Origin of the sequence: Halosolutus halophilus (assembly GCF_022869805.1) — an archaeon.
Classification (GTDB): Archaea; Halobacteriota; Halobacteria; order Halobacteriales; family Natrialbaceae; genus Halosolutus; species Halosolutus halophilus.
Map to the genome: position 1 here is coordinate 1558281 of NZ_CP094974.1, position 18242 is coordinate 1576522.

Here is an 18242-nt window from a genome sequence, read left to right on the forward strand (position 1 = left end):
GCAAAACGTCAACGTGTGCTGTCGGTCGAACTCCACACGCACTCGTCGCTGTCCTACGACGGCCGCGACCCGGTCGAACTCATCCTGGAGCAGGCCGAGGCCGTCGGTCTCGACGCGATCGCCGTGACGGACCACGACGAGATCGACGCGAGCCTCGACGCCGTCGAGCGCGCTCCCGAGTACGGACTGGTCGCCATCCCGGGGATCGAGATCTCCAGCAAGGCCGGTCACATCCTCGGCCTCGGCGTCGAGGAGGCCGTCCCGCCCGGTCTCTCCTACGAGTTGACGATCGAGGCGATCCACGAGCAGGGCGGCCTCGCGGTGATTCCCCATCCGTTTCAGGAGTCGCGCCACGGCGTCATGGCCCGGATCACGCGCGAGCAACTCGCACTCGGCGACGCGATCGAGATCTACAACTCGCGGCTGCTGACCGGCCGGGCGAACCGCCAGGCGGAACGCTTCGCGAGGAGCTACGACCTCCCGATGACGGCCGGCAGCGACGCCCACATCAGCGAGATGGTCGGCCAGGCCGTCACCCGCGTCGACGCCGACGAGCGGTCCGCCGACGCGATCCTCGATGCGATCCGCGAGGGGAGGACGTCCGTCGAGGGGAAACGAACGCCGTGGCACATCAGCCTTCGACAGTTCGGCGGCGGCGTCACGCGGCGCATCAGGAACACCGTCGTGGGGCTGCTTGGATGACTCTTCGCGGCGCCGATCGGGCCCTCGTTCGCGACGCGCTCGCGTCCGGCGACCCGTTCCCGGGCACGACCGGCTTCGCGGGGGCGGTGGACGATCGACTCGTCCGCGACGTCCTCGGACGGGTGCCGCTGTTCGTCGAGCACGGGGCCGACGACCCGACGGCGGACGACGCCTGGGCGTTCGAACCGGCCGCGCTCGACGATCCCGACCTCGTTCCCGCCGGCGCAGTCGTGGGGCCCGACGATCCCGCCCCCACGATCCGCTGGTCCCTCCCCGATCCCGACCCCGAGCCCGATCGTGATGCGGCACTCGATCGGCTCCGGGAAGCGATCGAGACGGCCGCGAGGGCGGCCAATTCCGGCGCAGGAGACGTCGCCGTCGCGTTCTCCGGCGGCGTCGACTCGGCACTCGTCGCGGAACTACTCGACGCGCCGCTGTACGTCGTCGGGTTCCCGGACAGCCACGACGTCGAGGCGGCGCGGGCGGCTGCAGCCGCGATGGACCGCGACCTCACCGTCGTCGAACTCGAACCGGCCGATCTCGAGCGGGCGGTTCCCGAGGTCGCACGGGCGATCGGGCGCACGAACGCGATGGACGTCCAGATCGCGCTCCCGCTCTACCTGGTCGGCGAGCGGGTCGCCGCCGACGGGTTCGACGCGCTCGCGCTCGGTCAGGGGGCCGACGAACTGTTCGGCGGCTACGAGAAGGTCGTCCGACTCGATCACCGCGTCGACGCCGACACGGTTCGCGGGGCGGTCCGGGAGGGGATCCGGAGTCTCCCCGATCAGCTTCCGCGGGACGCGCTCACCGTCGAATCGACGGGGCTCCGACCGGTGACGCCGTTACTCCACGACGCCGTGGTCGACGCCGCCCTTCGCCTTCCCGACGAGTTGCTGGCCGACGAGGAGACGCGAAAACGCGGCTTTCGGCTCGTCGCAGGCGAGCACCTGCCCGACGAGGTCGCCGTCCGGGAGAAGAAGGCCGTTCAGTACGGGAGTCTCGTCGCCCGCGAACTCGATCGGCTCGCGAGACAGGCCGATTACAAACGCCGGATGGACGACCACGTCACGAAGTACGTCGAATCGCTGCTCGGAGACGGGTAGCGGGCCCGTGATCCGTCGTCCATTTTCTGACGAATTTTCGATGAGAGGTGAGTCTGGGACGAGTAATACCGATCCTGAAGGCCCCAGCCACGACCGCACCCCCGCGTCAGTCTTCGGTCTCGGTCGGTAGCGTATTGTCCGGTTCGCCGCCCTTGTGTTCGGCGACCGTCCGGCGGTTGGTTTCGCCGACCCGATCGGCAGTCTCGGCGACGAACTCCTCGAGGGTGTCCTGGACCGGGCTTCGGTCGTCCTTGACGAGCGCGCCTTCGCTGCCCTCGGCCCCGAAGTCGGGGTGGATCGGAATCTGGCCGAGCAGGGGAATGTCGTACTTGTCCACGATGGTCTGGGCACCCTCGGTTCCGAAGAGTCCGTGCTCGTCGTTACAGGACGGACAGATGAACGAACTCATGTTCTCGACGACGCCGAGGACGGGCGTGTTGTGCTTGTTGAACATCTGGATGCCTTTCCGGGTGTCGTCTAGCGCCATCTCCTGTGGCGTCGTGACGACGACGGCGCCGGTGACCGGCATCGACTGCAGGAGGTTCAGCGTCGCGTCACCGGTTCCCGGCGGGAGGTCGACGATGAGGTAGTCGAGGCGGCCCCACTCGACCCCCTCGAGGAACTTCAGCATGAACTTGTTGACCATCGGCCCGCGCAGGATGGCGGGGTCGTCCTCCTCTTCCATCATGAAGCCCATGCTGATGACCCGGACGCCGTCCGATCGCGGTGGGACGATGTCCTCGCTCGGGGTGACGCCGGGTTCGCTCTCGACCGGCAGGATTCGCGGGACGTTCGGGCCGTGAATGTCGGCGTCGAGCAGGCCGACCATCGCACCGCGTTTCTCGAGTCCGGCCGCGAGGTTGGCCGCGATCGTCGTCTTGCCGACGCCGCCTTTCCCGGAGGAGACGGCGATGACGTTGCGCACCCGCGGGAGCACCTCGTCGTCGAACCCGTGTTCCGCGCCGGCCTGGGCACGGAGGTCGGCCTCGAGGCCGACTTCGTCGCAGAGTTCCCGGATTCGGTTCCCCAGTTCCATCTCCGAAGGTGCGTACGGCGCGTTCAACGCGAGCGAGATCCGCGCGGTCTCGTCGTCGATCGTGACGTCGTTGACCAGCCCCAGCGAGACGATGTCCTCGCCGATGTCGGGGTCTTCGATCTCCTCGAGTTTGATCTTGAGTTCGTGTTCTGTAATACTCATGGTGCGTCGATGGACGTTACCGAACGTAGGGGCTCGAAACGGGATACGTGTGATGGTTTGGAACCCGAATCCGCGCCTCCGCGGACGCACCATCCGTGGTTCGGGGGATCACGCGATCCGTGATCCGACGACGTGACTCGGCGAATCGCACCAACGCGTCAGTTAGACTCGTGAGTCGGGATGAGTCCCGACGGCGACGGTCGGAGATTGCGACGCCGATCGGCTGGCGTCGTTACGGGCCGACCGGTCCGATCGGTTCGGGCATCCCGCCGTAGAAGACGATCGCGATGAGCATCGTCAGGATGAACATCCCGATCCACATCTGGGCCGTGATCCCGACCAGGTACGAGACGCCGAGCAATCCGGTCCTCGTGTTCCGTGGCGCACCGAGAAACCACGCCGCGACCATGATGTACACCGGAACCAGGATGACCCCGAAAATGAGGTACGTGCCCGTATTCGGGAACCCGGTGAGTCCCTCCGTCCCGCCGTAGCCGTGGTAGAGGACGGCAGTGACGAGTGTGTTGATCACACGCGTACCCCTACCGGGAACCTTGTTGTCATTTGGCATGCGATTGCATGGTCATTGTCGTCCCCGGTGCAAACTGCTCGAACGTATCGACGTTTCGGATCGCAACGCTGGTGACGAGTACGCGAACGGCAAAAAGCAGTGTACAGCGCGAGGGGACTACGGCCCCACACCGCCGATCGGTTCGGGCATCCCGCCGTAGAAGACGATTCCGATGAGCATCGTCAGGATGAACATCCCGATCCACATCTGGGCCGTGATCCCGACCAGGTACGAGACGCCGAGCAGCGCCGACTTCGTGTCGCGTGGCTCGCCGATGAACCACGCCGCGACCATGGCGTACACCGGGACCAGGATGACCGCGAAGATCAGCCAGGTACCGATGTTCGGGAAGCCGGTGAGGCCCTCGGTCCCGTCGTAGCCGTGGTACAGCACCCACGAGAGCGCGGTCGCGAGCGTCGCCGTCATGCTTCCACCTCCGGCTCGGCGGCCTGTTCGTGTTCGTGGCCGTGATCCTCGTTCAGGTGCTCGATCGCGTGGAGTTCGACCACCGGAACGACCTTGGAGACGGAGAGGAAGATGAGCACCACCATCCCGATAGTGCCAGCCAGCGACAGCCACTCGATCGCACTCGGGAAGTACTCGCCGGGAGTCGCCTCGTAGATCATGAACACCGGGTGGAGGAAGCCCTCGATGACGAACAGGAGCTTTTCGGTGAACGTCGCGGCGAGCACTGCCACGCTGACGACGAGCGCGCGCTTCTTGCTGAACAGCGCGGGTCGAATGATCGTCGCGAAGATGTACGCGAGCGACAGGCCGATCATACCGATCGCGGTCCTGTAGATGGGACTCGCGACCTTCGCTTCGGTCGCGTGGGCCCGGGCGAGCGGGGCCTTGAACAGCCCGTTGACGCCGAACTGCAGCTGGAACCACAGGAACAGCATGCAGAAGAACCCGAGCCACAGCAGCAGCCCGCGGAAGATGTCGTCAGTGATGATGTGATCCCAGCCGTACGCGCGGCGGAACCCGTACGCGACGAGGGTGACCCCGCTGATCGCGGACATGAGAGCGATCGAGAGGAACGTCGGCCCCTGGATACCGCCTTCCCAGCCGGGCATCGCCGGCAGCAGGGCGAACAGCCACGGGATCACGCCGCCGTGGAGCAGGAGCGGGGCCATGATGATGACTGCGAGTGCGAGCCACCAGACCATCCGCTCGACGACTTCGTCCTCTTCCTCGGTGTAGCCGAGGGTCATGACCTTGTAGATCGGTTCGAAACGGTCGGGCAACTGGTCACGCAGTCGCGTGATGTCGTAGCGAAGCGTCAGCGCGAGGTAGGTCGCCGTCAGCACGAAGTAGGCCGTGATGACGGTCACGTCCCACACCAGCGGCGAGTTGTTGACGGTGATGTGGTAGTGGCCGAGCACGCTGGTGACCATCCGATCGGGGCGGCCCATGTGGACGAGAATGTAGAATCCCGCCGCGGAGAGGCCGGCGATCGTCAACAGTTCGGCGAGACGGGCGACCGGCATGTACCGCTCCATCCCGAGCAGTCTGACCGATGCCGAGAGGATGATGCCGCCGTGAGCGATGCCGACCCACCAGATGAACGCGCCGATGTACAACCCCCAGGTCACGCCGCCGCCGGAGCCCCAGTCGCCGAGGCCGGTGACGACGAGCCCCTGTTGCAGCTGGTAGGCCCAGGCCACGAGGAAGGCCCCGAGTGCCAGGGCACAGACGGCGAACAGCGCGATGTATCCCCTCGTGAGCGAGTTGATCGGTCGGAGGATGTCTGCCTCCGTCGGCGTTTTCGTGCTCATCCGATCCTCACCCCTGCGTCACCGACGGTCTCCTCATCAAGGACTTCCTTGCGGTTGTCCGTCAGGCCGACGTCTTCGTAGGCGACCGGCCCCTCGACCTGTTCGGCCTCCGGACCGGGTTCGTTGCCGATGTAGGTGACGTTCGGGTGGGTCCCCATGTCCTCGAGCAGTTTGAACGTCGACGCGTCGCCGCCGACGTAGCTCTCGAGGACGTCCCGGGCGGTATCCTCGTCGGTGATTCCGGCTTCGGTGACCCACGGCTCCTCTTCGCCGTCGAGGATCTCCAGCGACTCCTGGACCTCGGCCGGCGTGATCTCGCGGGACTCGTAGCGATCGACGACGCCCTGGACGCTCTCTTCGGCGTTCGTGACGACGGCGTCCATCGCGTCGTTGGCGCGATCGAGGTCGTCCTGATCGGCATCGCCCTCGCCGAGGAGGGCGTCGACGATGGTCGCGAGTTCGTCCTCGGAGCGTTCGTCGCCGAACTCCTCCTCGAGGACGCTGGTGAGGGCCTCTCGGAGGTCCTCCTCCTCGAGCGAGAGTTCGTCGTCGCTGACCTCGCCCTGGACGTACAGCGCGGCCTCGATCTCGTCGAAGTCCCAGTCGCTCTCGCTGTAGTTCATCTCGAGAAGCCCGATGTTTCCGTCGAGGAACGCGTAGGCCTCGCTGACGTCGTCCTTGTTGGGGCTCTTGCCCTCGACCTTGTTTCGGGCGCGGCCCTGGACGACGTTCGCGAGGTACTGCTGTGGGGTACTCTCGGGATCGTTCATGTCGCCGAAGTTGATCGCCTGGGGCGGACAGGCGTCCTCGCAGGCGGTCGTTCCGACCTTTTCCTCGCCCTTGTGGCCGTCTTGGCGGCTCGGACACATCGTACACTTGCTCATGACGCCTCGCGGGGCGCGGCTGTCGACCCAGCGACCCCGATCGTCGGTCATGTGGTCGCCTTCTTCGCCGGGTTCGGTGTCGTGCATATCCGCGATCTCCTCGGTCGAGACGTCCGGTTCGTCCCACTGGAAGTAGTTGACGCCGTACGGACAGGCCACCTGACAGTACCGACAGCCGATACAGATGTCGTAGTCGGTCAGGACGAGGCCGTCCGAATCCCGCGTGTGCCGCGCCGTCGTCGGGCACACCTTCTCACAGGGCGCGTCGGTACAGTGCTGACACGGTCGGATGAGGCGGTTGCGTCCGCCGGGCGTCGAGTCCTCGTAGTCGAGAATGTACATCCAGTTGACGCCCTGATCGAGCTGGTTCTCTTCCTTGCAGGCGGTGACACAGGAGAGACAACCGTCACAGCGCTCGAGGTCGAGCACCATCCCCCACTGGGTACCCTCGTCTTCGCCGCCGCCGTGGCCGTCTTCTTCGGCCGCGCCGACGCTCGGTTGCTGACCGTTTTCGGCGGTCCCCCAGGCACCGAGTCCGACGGCCGCTGCGCCGGCGCCCATCTTCTTCATGACGTTCCGGCGACTGTCCTCGCCGTCACCCTCGAACTTCTCGAGCATCCGGGTGACGGTGCCCTTCCGTTCCTCCTGGGCCCGGTCGTAGGCCTCCTCGGTCGGGCGATCGTCGACGCCGAACTCTTCCATCACGTCCTCGTGATACTTCTCGTGGAATTCGGCTTCCGAGAGTTCGCCCTTGGTGACGGCCATCGCGTCCTGGGCCATCTGCATCCCGAGATCGCTGTCGTACTCGGTCTCGTCGAGCATCCCCTCGAGTTCGTCTTCCCACTCCTCGCCGAGCGGGTGGAACGAGTCGTCGTCCGCGCTCATTTACCCAGAACACCTCTGGCAATGTTCACGTCGATCCGATATAATTGCATGCCGGCACGTAGTTGAATACATGTCTCTGTACTCTACCCGCGATTCATAACTAGACCCGGATGAAGTATAGAGCCGATTTCCAGCGCGTGAGAATCGATACGAACAAGTTCGGTTATATAAATAAGGTATTAGTAGCTGGTGCTTGCGTACTCTGGGGAATGGCACCAATTGTCGTTAACAGTACCACCGAAGTTGCGGTCACGCGACGGACCGTCGTGCCGACCGGAGAATCACCGACCTGGGCCCGTAATCGCCCATATATCCTGCTTCCGGAGCCGTCAGATCGGCCGTAATAATCGCCACTCTCGCCGTCGAAACGATCCGTCGATCGCAACACATCCGCCCGAATATATTCGCACCGATCGCCATTCGGGAGCCACGCCGACGTCCGTGTGTACGACTGGCCACGCACTCGACGTCGGTTCGACGGCCGTAGGGATGCTCGAAGCACTCGAACGCACGCTCCACGCACAGGTATTCGACGGAGAATCGTCGACGATCCGTCTCGCACTCGACGCGGAGGACCGATCAATCGCTGGCGAGTTGTTCTTCGAGACCGTCCGTCTCCTCGGCGACGCCCGGTACGTCCTCCACGAACCGCTTGACGATCGCCTCCTCGGCACGATGGAGCGTCTCGCTGCAGGTCGACTTCGCGATGTCGAGACGGCCGGCCAGTTCCGTTAGCGAACAACACCGCGGCGTATCGTAGTAGCCTTCCTCGACGGCGGCGACGACGACCTCGAGCTGTCGTTCCGACAGGAGTTGGCTCTCGTGGAGCCGTTCCCTGACGTGTTCGATCCGGTACTGCAGGCCGAACCGTTCGAACTGTTCGGCGAGTTCGGCCAGCCGTTCGCGCGACCCGGTTACTTCGATCGTCGCCTCGCCGTCCCGGATCTCGACCGGCAACTCGATCGGCATCCCGGACTCCCGCGAGGAGAACTGCAACAGCGGGGTCGTCGTTTCGAAGTGGACGGTCGCCTCGTTGTCGCTCCACTGGGCGAGGGTCAGTTCGGTGATCTGTGGATGCTCGTCCATGTCGTCGAGCACCTCGGCCACGTCCGGACCGGTGATCCGGACGAGCGCGAACCCGGAGTCCGAGCCAGGAACGGCCGCGAGCACCCGGAACGACGCCTCCGGGTGGGCCGTCGAGACCTGCTGAATCCAGATCTGCTCGGGCATCGTGAGCGTGAGTGTTGCCTGTGCCATACGAACGTGTTCCGTTCGGACCTACGTACCCGTGGCTCCGAATATATTCGGTCGAATTCCCGGTGCGTGAGAATACGCCGCTCGAACACGTTCGCCTGAACAGCCAACCGCCGTCGACCCGAACGATCGGTCGATGACGACGAATCCAGCACCCGCCGAACGGACGCTCGACGTCCGCGAGATCGACGGGGAACCGTTCGACGACATCGTGGCCGCCCTCGAGTCGCTCGGGGAGAACGATCGGCTTCGACTGATCGCACCGTTCGAGCCCGTACCGCTCTTCGAGGTTCTCGAGGCACGCGGCTTCACACACGAGAGCAACCGGCAGGAGGACGACCTCTGGCACGTCCTGATCGAGCACGCGTAGGCGACGCACGACGCCGTCCACCGTCCGCACGAGACGCGCTGTGCGAACTTGTTCGGGCAAATATCGAAAGGAGTGCGACGCCGACCACCGACTGCATGACACGACTCGACGTCAGGGACGTGCCGCCGGTGAACCGTCATCCGAAGATCCACGAGCAGTTCGAGGACTTAGAGCCCGGTGAGACGCTAACGATCGTCAACGACCACGAACCCAAGCCGCTGTTCTACGAGTTCCAGGCGGAAGTAGAGGAGTTCGACGCCGACGGGTACGAGGTCGAACAGGTCGCCCCGGACGAGTTCGTCGCCCGGTTCCCGAAGGTAGAGGCGTAACTCACGATCGACGGACGATGCTCCGTCCAACTGGGCTGATCTGCACAGCCATCGAACGCGACGCGGACGGCGCGATCGCCACCCGCGGGGTGACGTCGCTCGAGGCCACGACGCGAGTCCCCGCGAATCACGAACTGACGGCGGCTCCGACCGGCGCGATTACGATCGAGACGAGATGATCGACGCACTCAACCGACGACGGTTCGCGGACTTGCTCGCGGGAACGACGATCGCGGCGTACGTCCTCGTCGCGCTCGGGACCGCCGTCTCGACGACCGACGGCGCAGCGACGTGTACGACCTGGCCGGCCTGTTCGACCGATCCGACGCTCGGCTCGCTCTCCGGCGACCGCCTCCTCTTCTGGGGCCACCGCGCGGCAGCCCTCGTGACCGGCCTCCTCGTCGCCGCGTCTGGACTCGCCACTCGGCGGGTCGATGTCGATCGCCGGGTCGCCGGCCTCGTCGGCAGCGCGGTCGTCCTCTTTCCCGTACAGGTCGTCCTCGGTGCTGCGATCGTCGTCGGTGGCCCCGCCGTCGCGAACCGACTCCACCTCGCGCTCGCGATGGTCATCTTCGCCAGCCTCCTCGTCGCACTCGTGGTGACGCTCGAGGACAGTGCGCGCGGGGCGTCGACCGGTTCGAGATCACCCGAGCAAGGCGGTTCGAGAACCCCCGAGCGAGCGACGACCGGTTCGGAAACGAGCGCCGATGCCGGAACCGGAGACGGTCCGATCGCGACCGATCGGCCGAGCGACGGAATCGCCCGTCTGCGGCGAACGGTCGGCGCGTACCTGACCCTCACCAAACCGAAGTTGATGTGGCTGCTCTGTCTCGTCGCGCTCGCGGGGATGGGGCTGGCGACGCTCACCGGCGCGGCGCTGGACCCGACGACGGCGGTCGCGACGCTCGCCGGGGGCGTCCTCGCGATCGGCGCGAGCGGGACGTTCAACCACGTCTACGAGCGCGACCGCGATCGGCGGATGAACCGGACGGCCGACCGGCCGCTGGTCCACGACCGCGTCCCGGCCCGGAACGCCCTGGCCTTCGGCGTCGCGCTGGTCGTCGCGTCGATGACCGTCCTCGTGTGGTGGGTCAACGCGCTGGCTGCGGTACTGACGCTCGCCGCGATCGGCTACTACGCCGTCCTCTACACCGTGGTGTTGAAGCCGAACACGGCCTGGAACACGGTACTCGGCGGCGGTGCTGGGGCGCTCCCCGCGCTCATCGGATGGGCGGCCGTCACCGGAAGCGTCGGCGCGCCCGCGATTGCCCTCGCCGGGGTGATCTTTCTGTGGACGCCCGCCCACTTCTACAGCCTCGCGATCGCCTTTCGTGACGATTACGCGCGCGGCGGCTTCCCGATGTATCCCGTCGTCGAAGGAGTGCTCGCCGCGCGTCGACACGTCGCGTTCTACCTCGGCGCGACGCTGCTGGCCACGAGCGTCCTCGGCTGGCTGGCCGGCCTCGGCTGGGTCTACGCGACGACCTCCGTCGCCCTCGGTGCCGTCTTCCTCCGGTCGGTGATCCGTCAGTACCGCGTTCCGACCGACGAGGTCGCGCTGCGCTCGTTCTACGCCTCGAACTACTACCTCGGCGCGATCCTCCTCGCGATCGTCCTCGAAACGCTCGTGATAGCCGCGTAGCCGGACCGCGAGCGTCATTTCGTCTCCGACCGTCGACGGTGACCGGTACGGGGTACTTAATTGACCACGATATGGTGGGAATCGGCGATTCGATTGCTATCGTGTGGGAACCGGCGATACGGTTGAACATATGTCTACCCCTATACCCAAATGAAGATCATGATTCCAACCGATACCAACCGACGGCGGTTCCTGCAAGCGATGGGCGCGGCCGGTGCGGTCGCAGTTGCCGGCTGTACGGGTACCAGCGAGCCGGCCGACACGAGCAGCGACGACGAAGAGGACGCAGACGAGGGGCTACCGCCGGCGAAGGACGTCGACGTCGACCGGATCGCTCGCGATCCGACCGACATTCCGGACCCGGTCGACTGGGACGAGCCCCGCGAACACGACATCACGATCCAGACCGAGCGCGTGGTCGCCGAAATCGAGCCCGGCGTCACCTTCGAGTACATGACCTTCGAGGGGCAGGTGCCGGGACCGATGATCCGGGTCCGCCGGGGCGATCGGGTCAATCTCACGTTCGACGTCCCCGACGACCTGAACGTCGCCATGCACAACATGGACTTCCACGCGGTCTACGGCCCCGGCGGCGGCGCGGACGCCACGACGATCGCGCCGGGTGACGATCCCACCGAGATAAGCTTCACGGCCGACTACGCGGGCGTGTTCATCTACCACTGTGCGGTCCCGAACATGGACCAGCACATCAGCGCCGGCATGTTCGGCTCGATCCTCGTCGAGCCCGAAGACGGTCTCCCCGAGGTCGACAACGAGTTCTACCTCGGCCAGCACGAGATCTACACCGACGGCGAGGTCGGCCAGGAGGGCCACCACGGCTTCGACTTCGACGCGATGCAGAACGAAGAGCCGACGTACGTGGTGTTCAACGGCCAGGCCTACGGCTTCACCGAGGACGGCGTCGGGCCGATGGAAGCCAACACGGGCGAGACCGCGAGGGTCTACTTCGCCAACGGCGGCCCGAACCTCCTGAGTTCCTGGCACCCGATCGGCAACGTCTGGAGCAACTTCTACCGCGACGGGGACCTGCTCTCCGAACCCGACCAGAACATCGAGACGGCCCCGGTCGCCCCCGGGACGACCTCGGCCGGCGAGATGGAGTTCCCCGTCCCCGGCCCGGTCAAGATCGTCGACCACGCGCTCAGTCGCGTCGTCCACAAGGGCGCGCTCGCCGTCGTCGACGTCGCCGGCGAGGAGAACCCCGAAATCTACGACGAGGATCCGTAAGGGGTCCCCGTCGGTCCCACCGGCACGGGTAACCCACGATCCCGCCACACCACCACTCCCACCATGACACTCACGTCCCGCCGTACCGTGCTTCGATCGTCCGCGCTCGCGATCGGGGTCGCCCTCGGGGGCTGTCTCGAGGACGCTGCCGACCGGTCGAGCGGCGGCGGCGAGCAACCACCCGAGAACGCCGGCGAACTGGGAACCCCCGCCGAACGGATCACGGTCACGGCGAATTCCCAGCCGTACCCCGAGTTCGAACCGCAGATCGTCCACGTGGCTCCCGGCGGGACCGTCGAATGGCTCGTCGAGACGGGCCGCCACGACGTCACCGCCTATCACGAGGACGGCCACGGCCCCCATCGGACGCCCGACGGCGTCGAGCCCTGGGGCAGCGATCGGATGACCGGCGTCGGATCGGAGTACGAGCGCACCTTCGATCGCGAGGGCGTCTACGACTACGTCGACACCCAGCAGGTCTGCACCTCCCACGAGATCGCCGGCAATATCGGCCGCGTCGTGGTCGGCTGGCCCGACCCCGACGACGAACCCGCGATGGCCGACCCCCAGCCGGAACTCCCCTCGCAGGCCGCCCGGGCGATCGAAATGTTCAACGAGGAGACCCGGCCGGTCCTCCAGGACGGGCCGTGACGTTCACGTCCCGGGCACATGACCGACACGTCGATCCCGCGACGATCGCGGTTCGGACCGGACGATCGCCGCTACGATCGACGGAACTCGACCGAACATATTCACCCCTTTCTAAAGACGCGGGAATCCAGACGGTGCTTTAGCACATCGAACGCCGATTTACAATCGAGACCATGACCCCCACATCCACACCCGTCGACAGGCGAACGTTCCTGCGCGCGGCGGGCGCGACGGCGATCGGCGCGTCCCTCGCTGGCTGTTCGCAACTGACCAGTTCCGGCAAAGCTGAGGACGGCCTCGTCCTCGCCCCGCCGGAGAACCACGACCGGATCGAGAACGCGGACCTCCCGCACCCGATCTACGGGGATGCGATCCCGGAGGCGACCGTTCCGGCCCCGCTGCACGATCGGGCGGTCACGACCACGGAGTTCACCGGTGAGCGTCACCTGATGCTGACGTTCATCTACACTAGCTGTACGACCGTCTGCCCCGGCCTGACCGCGGCCCTGCGGCGCGTCCAGGACGATGCCCACGAGGAGGGATACGAGGACGAAATCGCGTTCCTCCCGATCACCTTCGACCCCGAGTACGATACGGCCGAGGTCCTCGAGTCCTACGGCGAGGACCACGGGGTGGACTTCGACGCCGGCAACTGGTACTTCCTGCGGCCGGAGTCGCCCGAGGACGCCAAGGCGGTCGTCGAAGACACGTTCGGCGTGGCGTTCGAACGGGGCGAAATGGAAGACGACGAGACGGAAGACGGCGACGAGATGGACGGCGACGACGAGATGGACGGCGACGACGAGATGGACGGCGACGACGAGATGAGCGACGATCACGGCGATCACGCTCGCCACTTCGTCCACGCGTCGCTGATCCTGCTCGTGAACAAGGATGGCTTCGTCGAACGGGCCTACACGGGCGGTTCTCCGGGCGGCAACGAGATCGTCGAGAGCGCCCGCGCCGTCGTCGAGGGGTGGTGAATCGTGCGCCGTCGCGAGGTCCTCGCGGGAGCCGCTGGCCTCGCCGCCCTCGGCGGCGGCGCGATCGCCGTCGGCGAGTGGAACCCCCTCGACGACGGCGCGGCCGTCGACCCGATCGAACTCGAGACGATCGACGCGCCGGGGAGCGAGGCCGGCACCGCGACCGTGCCCGAACGCGGCCGGGTGACGTTCGTCGAACTGTTCGCCACCTGGTGTACCGTCTGCGAGGGGATGATGGAGCCCCTCGGACGGGTTCACGAGGACGTCGATGAGGACGTGCAGTTCGTCTCGGCGACCAACGAGCCGATCGGCAACACCGTCACCCGCGAGGACGTCGCGGACTGGTGGCGCGAGCACGACGGCAACTGGCCGGTCGCCATCGATCCCGATCTCGAACTGACGGAAGCGCTCGACGGCTCCGGGGTGCCGTACGCGTTCGTCCTGGACGCGGACAACGTCGTGACCTGGTCCGGACGGGGGCAAAAGTCGGCCGACGAGATCCGATCGGCCATCGACGACGCCGGAGGTGAGTGACGTGGCGGGCGGCGAACTCCTCGGGACGATGCTGTTCGCCCTCGGCATCGGCGTGGCCACGTTCTTCTCGCCGTGTGCGTACGCGCTGTTGCCCGGCTACGTCGGCTACTACGTCGCCGCGACCGGCGAGGAGACGACCCCGCCGCTGTCCGGCACGCTCGCTCGCGGGGTCGCGGCCGCCGTCGGCGCGGTGAGCGTCCTCGGCACACTCTCGATCGCCGCGGTCGTCGCCGGCGAGACGGTCGGACGGGCGTTGCCCCTGCTCGAATACGGCGTCGGCGTCGCGTTGATCGCGCTCGGCCTGTGGGTGCTGTACGGCGGGAGCGGGGCCGTTCACGTCCTCCTGCCCGAGCGCCGATCGACCGTCCTCGGATTCGCGCTCTTCGGCGCGATGTACGCCCTCGCGGCGACGGCCTGCGTCCTTCCGCTGTTCCTGGGACTGGCGTTTCGCTCGCTCACCATGCCCCCGCTCGAGACGGCGCTGGTGCTCGGAACGTACGCCGTCGGGTTCGGTGCGCTCACGGTCGCGGTCACGGTCGCGACGGCGTTCGGGTACGCCCTCGGGGCCGGTCGCATCGCCGGCTACGTCGATCAGGTAATCCGCGTCGCGGGGGTCGTCCTGGTGATCGCCGGCGCCGGTCAACTGTACGTCGCCGCGGTCTGACGCCGAACTGACCAGTCCCGTTTTCGCCCGATCGTAACGCCGAGTCGAATCGCCGCGTTCGGCCCGGCATCGAACCCGGTTCCAGGGGAATATGTACGGGACAATGGATATGCAGGTACCGCGACGAATCCCGGCCGAATAGCACTATGCCTCCGTCACACTCGAGTGAATCGGCACCGGTGATGCAACGACTCTACGATCGGATTTGGCTACTCGCGGCAGCAGCGCTCGCGTTCTTCGCACTCTCGTACGTCGCGTGGGGCTGGATCGACGTGTTTTCCGTTCCGATGGGGTGATTCGATGACGTCACCGATCAAACCCCCGGACGGCAACTGGTGGAATCAACCGATCGACAGACGGGAGTCCATCTGGCTCGGACTGGGCGTCGGCTGGTCGCTCATCCTCTTCGGCTGGATGAGCGCCTGGACGCGCGTCGGCGACCAGAACCCCATCGGCGAGACGTTCCGCGTCGAGAGCGACGAGTACCGCGAGAAGATGGACGCCTACAAGGAGGAAGCCACCGAGACCGAGGACGGTCTCGTCCCGCCGGGCACCGACGTCTACATCAACGCGATGCGCTTCCAGTGGGACGGTGCGCCGGTCGTGCTCGAGGCCGGAACCGAGTACGATATCCACCTCAGTTCCATGGACGTCCAGCACGGCTTTTCCCTCCGACCGGAGGAGGCGCTCAGCAAACAGATCAACCTGCAGGTGCTGCCGGGCTACGAGTGGGTCGTCCCGATGACGTTCGATGAACCCGGGACCTACCACATCATCTGTAACGAGTTCTGCGGCCAGGGCCACAGGACGATGCACGGAACGATCGTGGTGGAGGAGTGATACCGATGGCACACACACTCGACGTTCTCGGCCTGTTCGACAACGAGTATCGAGACGACGGCTTCCGGACCTGTTCGGTGACCGGTCTCGAGGTGCACCGCTCCGTCGAAAACCACGTCAAACTGTTCGGTCTCACGGCGGTCGTCGCCCTCCTGTACGGGGGCATCTTCGCGTTCACCGTCGCGATGACCCGCTGGGAAGTGATCGGCCTGCTCGAGCCCGACGCGTTCTACACGCACCTCAGCCTGCACGCGTGGAACCTGCTCATCTTCTGGATGGTATTCACGGAGATCGCCATCCTCTACGTCGGCGGCCCGATGGTACTCGGCAGACGGCTGCCGCTCACGAGGGTCGCGAAGGCCGGATGGCTCGTCATGGTCGGCGGGGCGGTCCTGGTCAACTACGCCATCTGGACCACCGAAGCACCCAACGAGGCACCGCTTCTGACCGCTTACGTCCCGATGCCGGTTTCGCCGCTGTTCTACGCCGGGGCGTGCGTCTTCATCCTGGGTACCGTGGTCGCGGCGCTCCCGTTCTTCGCGACGATGTGGTACGAGAAGCGGGAGAATCCGGGGAAGACGCTCCCGCTCGTCAGTTTCGCCGCGTTCGTCACGTCGATCATCGCCGTCGAGGCGCTGGTCGGCGGCCTGCTGGCGTTCGGTCCCGCCCTGCTGTGGCGGCTCGAGTTGATCCAGTGGTGGGACGCCGCCTGGTACCGCCAGATGTACTGGATCATCGGGCACGGAACCCAGCAGATCAACCTCGTCGCGATGATCGCGGTCTGGTACTTCCTGACCCACGTCGTCGCCGGCGCGGAGGTCGTCAGCGAGAAGGTCTCGCGGACGGCGTTCATCCTCTACCTGTTCTTCATCAACCTCGGGGCGGCACACCACCTGCTGTCGGATCCCGCGGTCTCGACCGGCTGGCGCATCTGGAACACGTCCTACGCGTTCTACGGCGCGACGTTCGCGAGCCTCATCCACGCGTTCGCCATCCCGGCCGGGATCGAGGCCGGTCGCCGCAAGCGCGGGAAAGGCGGCGGCCTCTTCGGCTGGCTGACGTCGGCCCCGTGGACGAACCCGGTGTTCTCGTCGACGATCTTCTCGATCATCCTCTTCGGCTTCCTCGGCGGGATCACGGGCGTCATGATGGGACAGCTCCAGCTCAACATGACCTGGCACAACACGTTCGCGACGGTGGGCCACTTCCACGGAACGGTCGTCCTCGGGACTACGGTCGCGTTCATGGGCCTGATCTTCTTCGTGATCCGGACCATGTTCATGCGCCAGTACGTCTCCGAACGGCTCGCGTCGATCCAGCCGTTCTTCTACTCGGCCGCGATGGGCGTTGCCGTCCTGATGATGATGTACGTCGGCATCCTCTACGGCATCCCGCGCCGGACCGCCGAGGTCGTCGAGAACATCCCCGGCACCGAGTTCAGCCTCTCGGCCGCCTCGCCGCTGTTCGCGATTTTCGGGATCTTCGCGCTGCTGGCTATCGCGGGCGGCGTCCTCTTCGTCCTCGTCTCGGTCGGCTCGCTGGTCTTCGGCGATCGCGTCGAGAACGGGGACGACAACGCCGATCTCGTCGCGGACGGCGGCCTCGGGATGGCACAGGACCCCGACGACCCCGTCCACGCCTACGAGATGCGCGGCACGTTCGTCCTCTGTCTGATCTTCCTCGCCGCGTTCGTGATCACCTACCTGCTGAACTGGTACCTGCTGACCCAGCTCTGGTCGATCGGCGCCTGATCGACCGGACGAACCGTTCCCGATCGATCCCGCGATCCGTTTCGTACGATCCACACACCCATGACACACTCCGACGCCGACGCGACCGCATCGCCCCTCGAGTTCGTCAGCCGAATCCTCGGCCAGGCCTGGCGGGACTTGCTGAGCGTTTACTACGCGAACACGCCGATCTGGCGGCTGCTCAAGAGCGTCGGGTTGCTCTTTTTCGGCTTCTTCTGCTGGTCGGCGTCGAACCTCGTGCTCTCCTACGGGATCGACTGGACGATCCTCCGATACACTCGCTCATACGGATTCGTCCTCATCCTCTGGGGGCCGCTGACCCACGCCGTGATCGTCCCGCTCGTGATCCGCCTCCGGCGGAGCGCCCAGACCCCGACCCTGCGGACGATCGCCCGCCAGGGTTCGAAGATCAACATTTCGATCTTCCTGGCGATCGTCCTCGTGCTCGGGACGTTCCCCGTCGGGCCGATGACGCTCGACTTCCAGACGACCCTCCAGGGCGGGTCGGGATCGGACGTGAATCCCGACCTGCTGTGTACCCGCTCGGACGGGGAGATCCACTGCCACCTCTCCGAGTCCGAGGGGATCGACCACGTCGTCGTGACGAGCGGCGACCGCGAGGTCGAACGAGTCGACGAACCGCCGTTCGAGTTCACGATACGGGAGGACAACCTCGAGGAGGTGGTCGGCCAGCAGGAGTTCGTCGTCGAGTTGCAGGACGAGGGCGGCGACACGATCCGCCGATACCGTCGGTACGTGTCGTCGATCCCCGAGACCTAGCCGCCGGATCGGCGGTGCCGCAAAGCAGCGCCACGTTCGTCGAGTAGCGGCTCTGCACGGCTCGAACTCGCGTCT

At 66.0% G+C, this 18242-nt stretch carries 20 protein-coding genes; 14 read left to right on the plus strand and 6 right to left on the minus strand.

Going from position 1 to position 18242, the window contains the following annotated elements:
* Positions 1 to 15 precede the first annotated feature (15 nt).
* Both MUG98_RS07605 and MUG98_RS07610 read left to right on the plus strand, forming a co-directional pair.
* Positions 16 to 702: a PHP domain-containing protein gene (locus tag MUG98_RS07605; protein ID WP_265111536.1), complete on the plus strand. Its 687-nt coding sequence runs from the start codon at positions 16 to 18 to the stop codon at positions 700 to 702.
* Positions 699 to 1805, plus strand: coding sequence for an asparagine synthase C-terminal domain-containing protein (locus MUG98_RS07610; RefSeq protein ID WP_265111537.1), 1107 nt, complete (start codon positions 699 to 701; stop codon positions 1803 to 1805). Before MUG98_RS07605 ends, MUG98_RS07610 begins: the two co-directional genes overlap by 4 nt.
* Positions 1806 to 1911: 106 nt before the next feature.
* Here the strand turns inward: MUG98_RS07610 and MUG98_RS07615 are convergent, their stop codons facing one another.
* The 6 genes from MUG98_RS07615 to MUG98_RS07640 form a co-directional block, all read right to left on the minus strand.
* Entirely contained in the window at positions 1912 to 3003 is a 1092-nt protein-coding gene (locus tag MUG98_RS07615; RefSeq protein WP_265111538.1) for an Mrp/NBP35 family ATP-binding protein, read from the minus strand.
* Positions 3004 to 3235: 232 nt separating this feature from the next.
* Positions 3236 to 3535 (minus strand): hypothetical protein, encoded by a 300-nt coding sequence (locus MUG98_RS07620; protein WP_265111539.1) that lies wholly within the window; start codon positions 3533 to 3535, stop codon positions 3236 to 3238.
* A gap of 156 nt (positions 3536 to 3691) precedes the next feature.
* Entirely contained in the window at positions 3692 to 4000 is a 309-nt protein-coding gene (locus MUG98_RS07625) for a hypothetical protein (RefSeq protein ID WP_265111540.1), read from the minus strand.
* Positions 3997 to 5352 carry an NrfD/PsrC family molybdoenzyme membrane anchor subunit gene (gene nrfD, locus MUG98_RS07630; protein ID WP_265111541.1) on the minus strand — a complete coding sequence of 452 codons (1356 nt, stop codon included), beginning with the start codon at positions 5350 to 5352 and terminating at the stop codon, positions 3997 to 3999. Before nrfD ends, MUG98_RS07625 begins: the two co-directional genes overlap by 4 nt.
* Entirely contained in the window at positions 5349 to 7121 is a 1773-nt protein-coding gene (locus tag MUG98_RS07635) for a 4Fe-4S ferredoxin N-terminal domain-containing protein (protein WP_265111542.1), read from the minus strand. Before MUG98_RS07635 ends, nrfD begins: the two co-directional genes overlap by 4 nt.
* 579 nt (positions 7122 to 7700) lie before the next feature.
* Positions 7701 to 8378 carry a helix-turn-helix domain-containing protein gene (locus tag MUG98_RS07640; RefSeq protein ID WP_265111543.1) on the minus strand — a complete coding sequence of 226 codons (678 nt, stop codon included), beginning with the start codon at positions 8376 to 8378 and terminating at the stop codon, positions 7701 to 7703.
* A gap of 133 nt (positions 8379 to 8511) precedes the next feature.
* Between MUG98_RS07640 and MUG98_RS07645 the strand changes: the two genes are divergently transcribed.
* From MUG98_RS07645 to MUG98_RS07700, 12 genes are all read left to right on the plus strand, one after another.
* The gene (locus tag MUG98_RS07645) at positions 8512 to 8745 is read left to right on the plus strand and encodes a DUF2249 domain-containing protein (RefSeq protein WP_265111544.1); all 234 of its coding nucleotides are present in this window, start codon (positions 8512 to 8514) and stop codon (positions 8743 to 8745) included.
* Positions 8746 to 8840: 95 nt separating this feature from the next.
* Positions 8841 to 9074, plus strand: coding sequence for a DUF2249 domain-containing protein (locus MUG98_RS07650; protein WP_265111545.1), 234 nt, complete (start codon positions 8841 to 8843; stop codon positions 9072 to 9074).
* A gap of 17 nt (positions 9075 to 9091) precedes the next feature.
* The gene (locus MUG98_RS07655) at positions 9092 to 9253 is read left to right on the plus strand and encodes a hypothetical protein (RefSeq protein WP_265111546.1); all 162 of its coding nucleotides are present in this window, start codon (positions 9092 to 9094) and stop codon (positions 9251 to 9253) included.
* Positions 9250 to 10716: a heme o synthase gene (cyoE, locus tag MUG98_RS07660; RefSeq protein WP_265111547.1), complete on the plus strand. Its 1467-nt coding sequence runs from the start codon at positions 9250 to 9252 to the stop codon at positions 10714 to 10716. The genes MUG98_RS07655 and cyoE overlap by 4 nt, the downstream gene beginning before the upstream one ends.
* 159 nt (positions 10717 to 10875) lie before the next feature.
* Positions 10876 to 11964 (plus strand): copper-containing nitrite reductase, encoded by a 1089-nt coding sequence (gene nirK, locus MUG98_RS07665; RefSeq protein ID WP_265111548.1) that lies wholly within the window; start codon positions 10876 to 10878, stop codon positions 11962 to 11964.
* A gap of 63 nt (positions 11965 to 12027) precedes the next feature.
* Positions 12028 to 12615 carry a cupredoxin domain-containing protein gene (locus tag MUG98_RS07670; protein ID WP_265111549.1) on the plus strand — a complete coding sequence of 196 codons (588 nt, stop codon included), beginning with the start codon at positions 12028 to 12030 and terminating at the stop codon, positions 12613 to 12615.
* Between the two features lie 173 nt (positions 12616 to 12788).
* Complete coding sequence (locus tag MUG98_RS07675; protein WP_265111550.1) at positions 12789 to 13598, plus strand: SCO family protein; 810 nt, start codon at positions 12789 to 12791, stop codon at positions 13596 to 13598.
* Positions 13599 to 13601: 3 nt separating this feature from the next.
* Positions 13602 to 14132: a TlpA family protein disulfide reductase gene (locus MUG98_RS07680; RefSeq protein WP_265111551.1), complete on the plus strand. Its 531-nt coding sequence runs from the start codon at positions 13602 to 13604 to the stop codon at positions 14130 to 14132.
* A gap of 1 nt (position 14133) precedes the next feature.
* Positions 14134 to 14796 carry a cytochrome c biogenesis CcdA family protein gene (locus MUG98_RS07685; RefSeq protein WP_320443129.1) on the plus strand — a complete coding sequence of 221 codons (663 nt, stop codon included), beginning with the start codon at positions 14134 to 14136 and terminating at the stop codon, positions 14794 to 14796.
* A gap of 300 nt (positions 14797 to 15096) precedes the next feature.
* Positions 15097 to 15636: a cupredoxin domain-containing protein gene (locus MUG98_RS07690; protein ID WP_265111553.1), complete on the plus strand. Its 540-nt coding sequence runs from the start codon at positions 15097 to 15099 to the stop codon at positions 15634 to 15636.
* 5 nt (positions 15637 to 15641) lie between these two features.
* Positions 15642 to 17387 (plus strand): cytochrome c oxidase subunit I, encoded by a 1746-nt coding sequence (locus MUG98_RS07695; protein ID WP_265111554.1) that lies wholly within the window; start codon positions 15642 to 15644, stop codon positions 17385 to 17387.
* A gap of 60 nt (positions 17388 to 17447) precedes the next feature.
* Positions 17448 to 18167 (plus strand): hypothetical protein, encoded by a 720-nt coding sequence (locus MUG98_RS07700; protein WP_265111555.1) that lies wholly within the window; start codon positions 17448 to 17450, stop codon positions 18165 to 18167.
* Positions 18168 to 18242 lie beyond the last annotated feature (75 nt).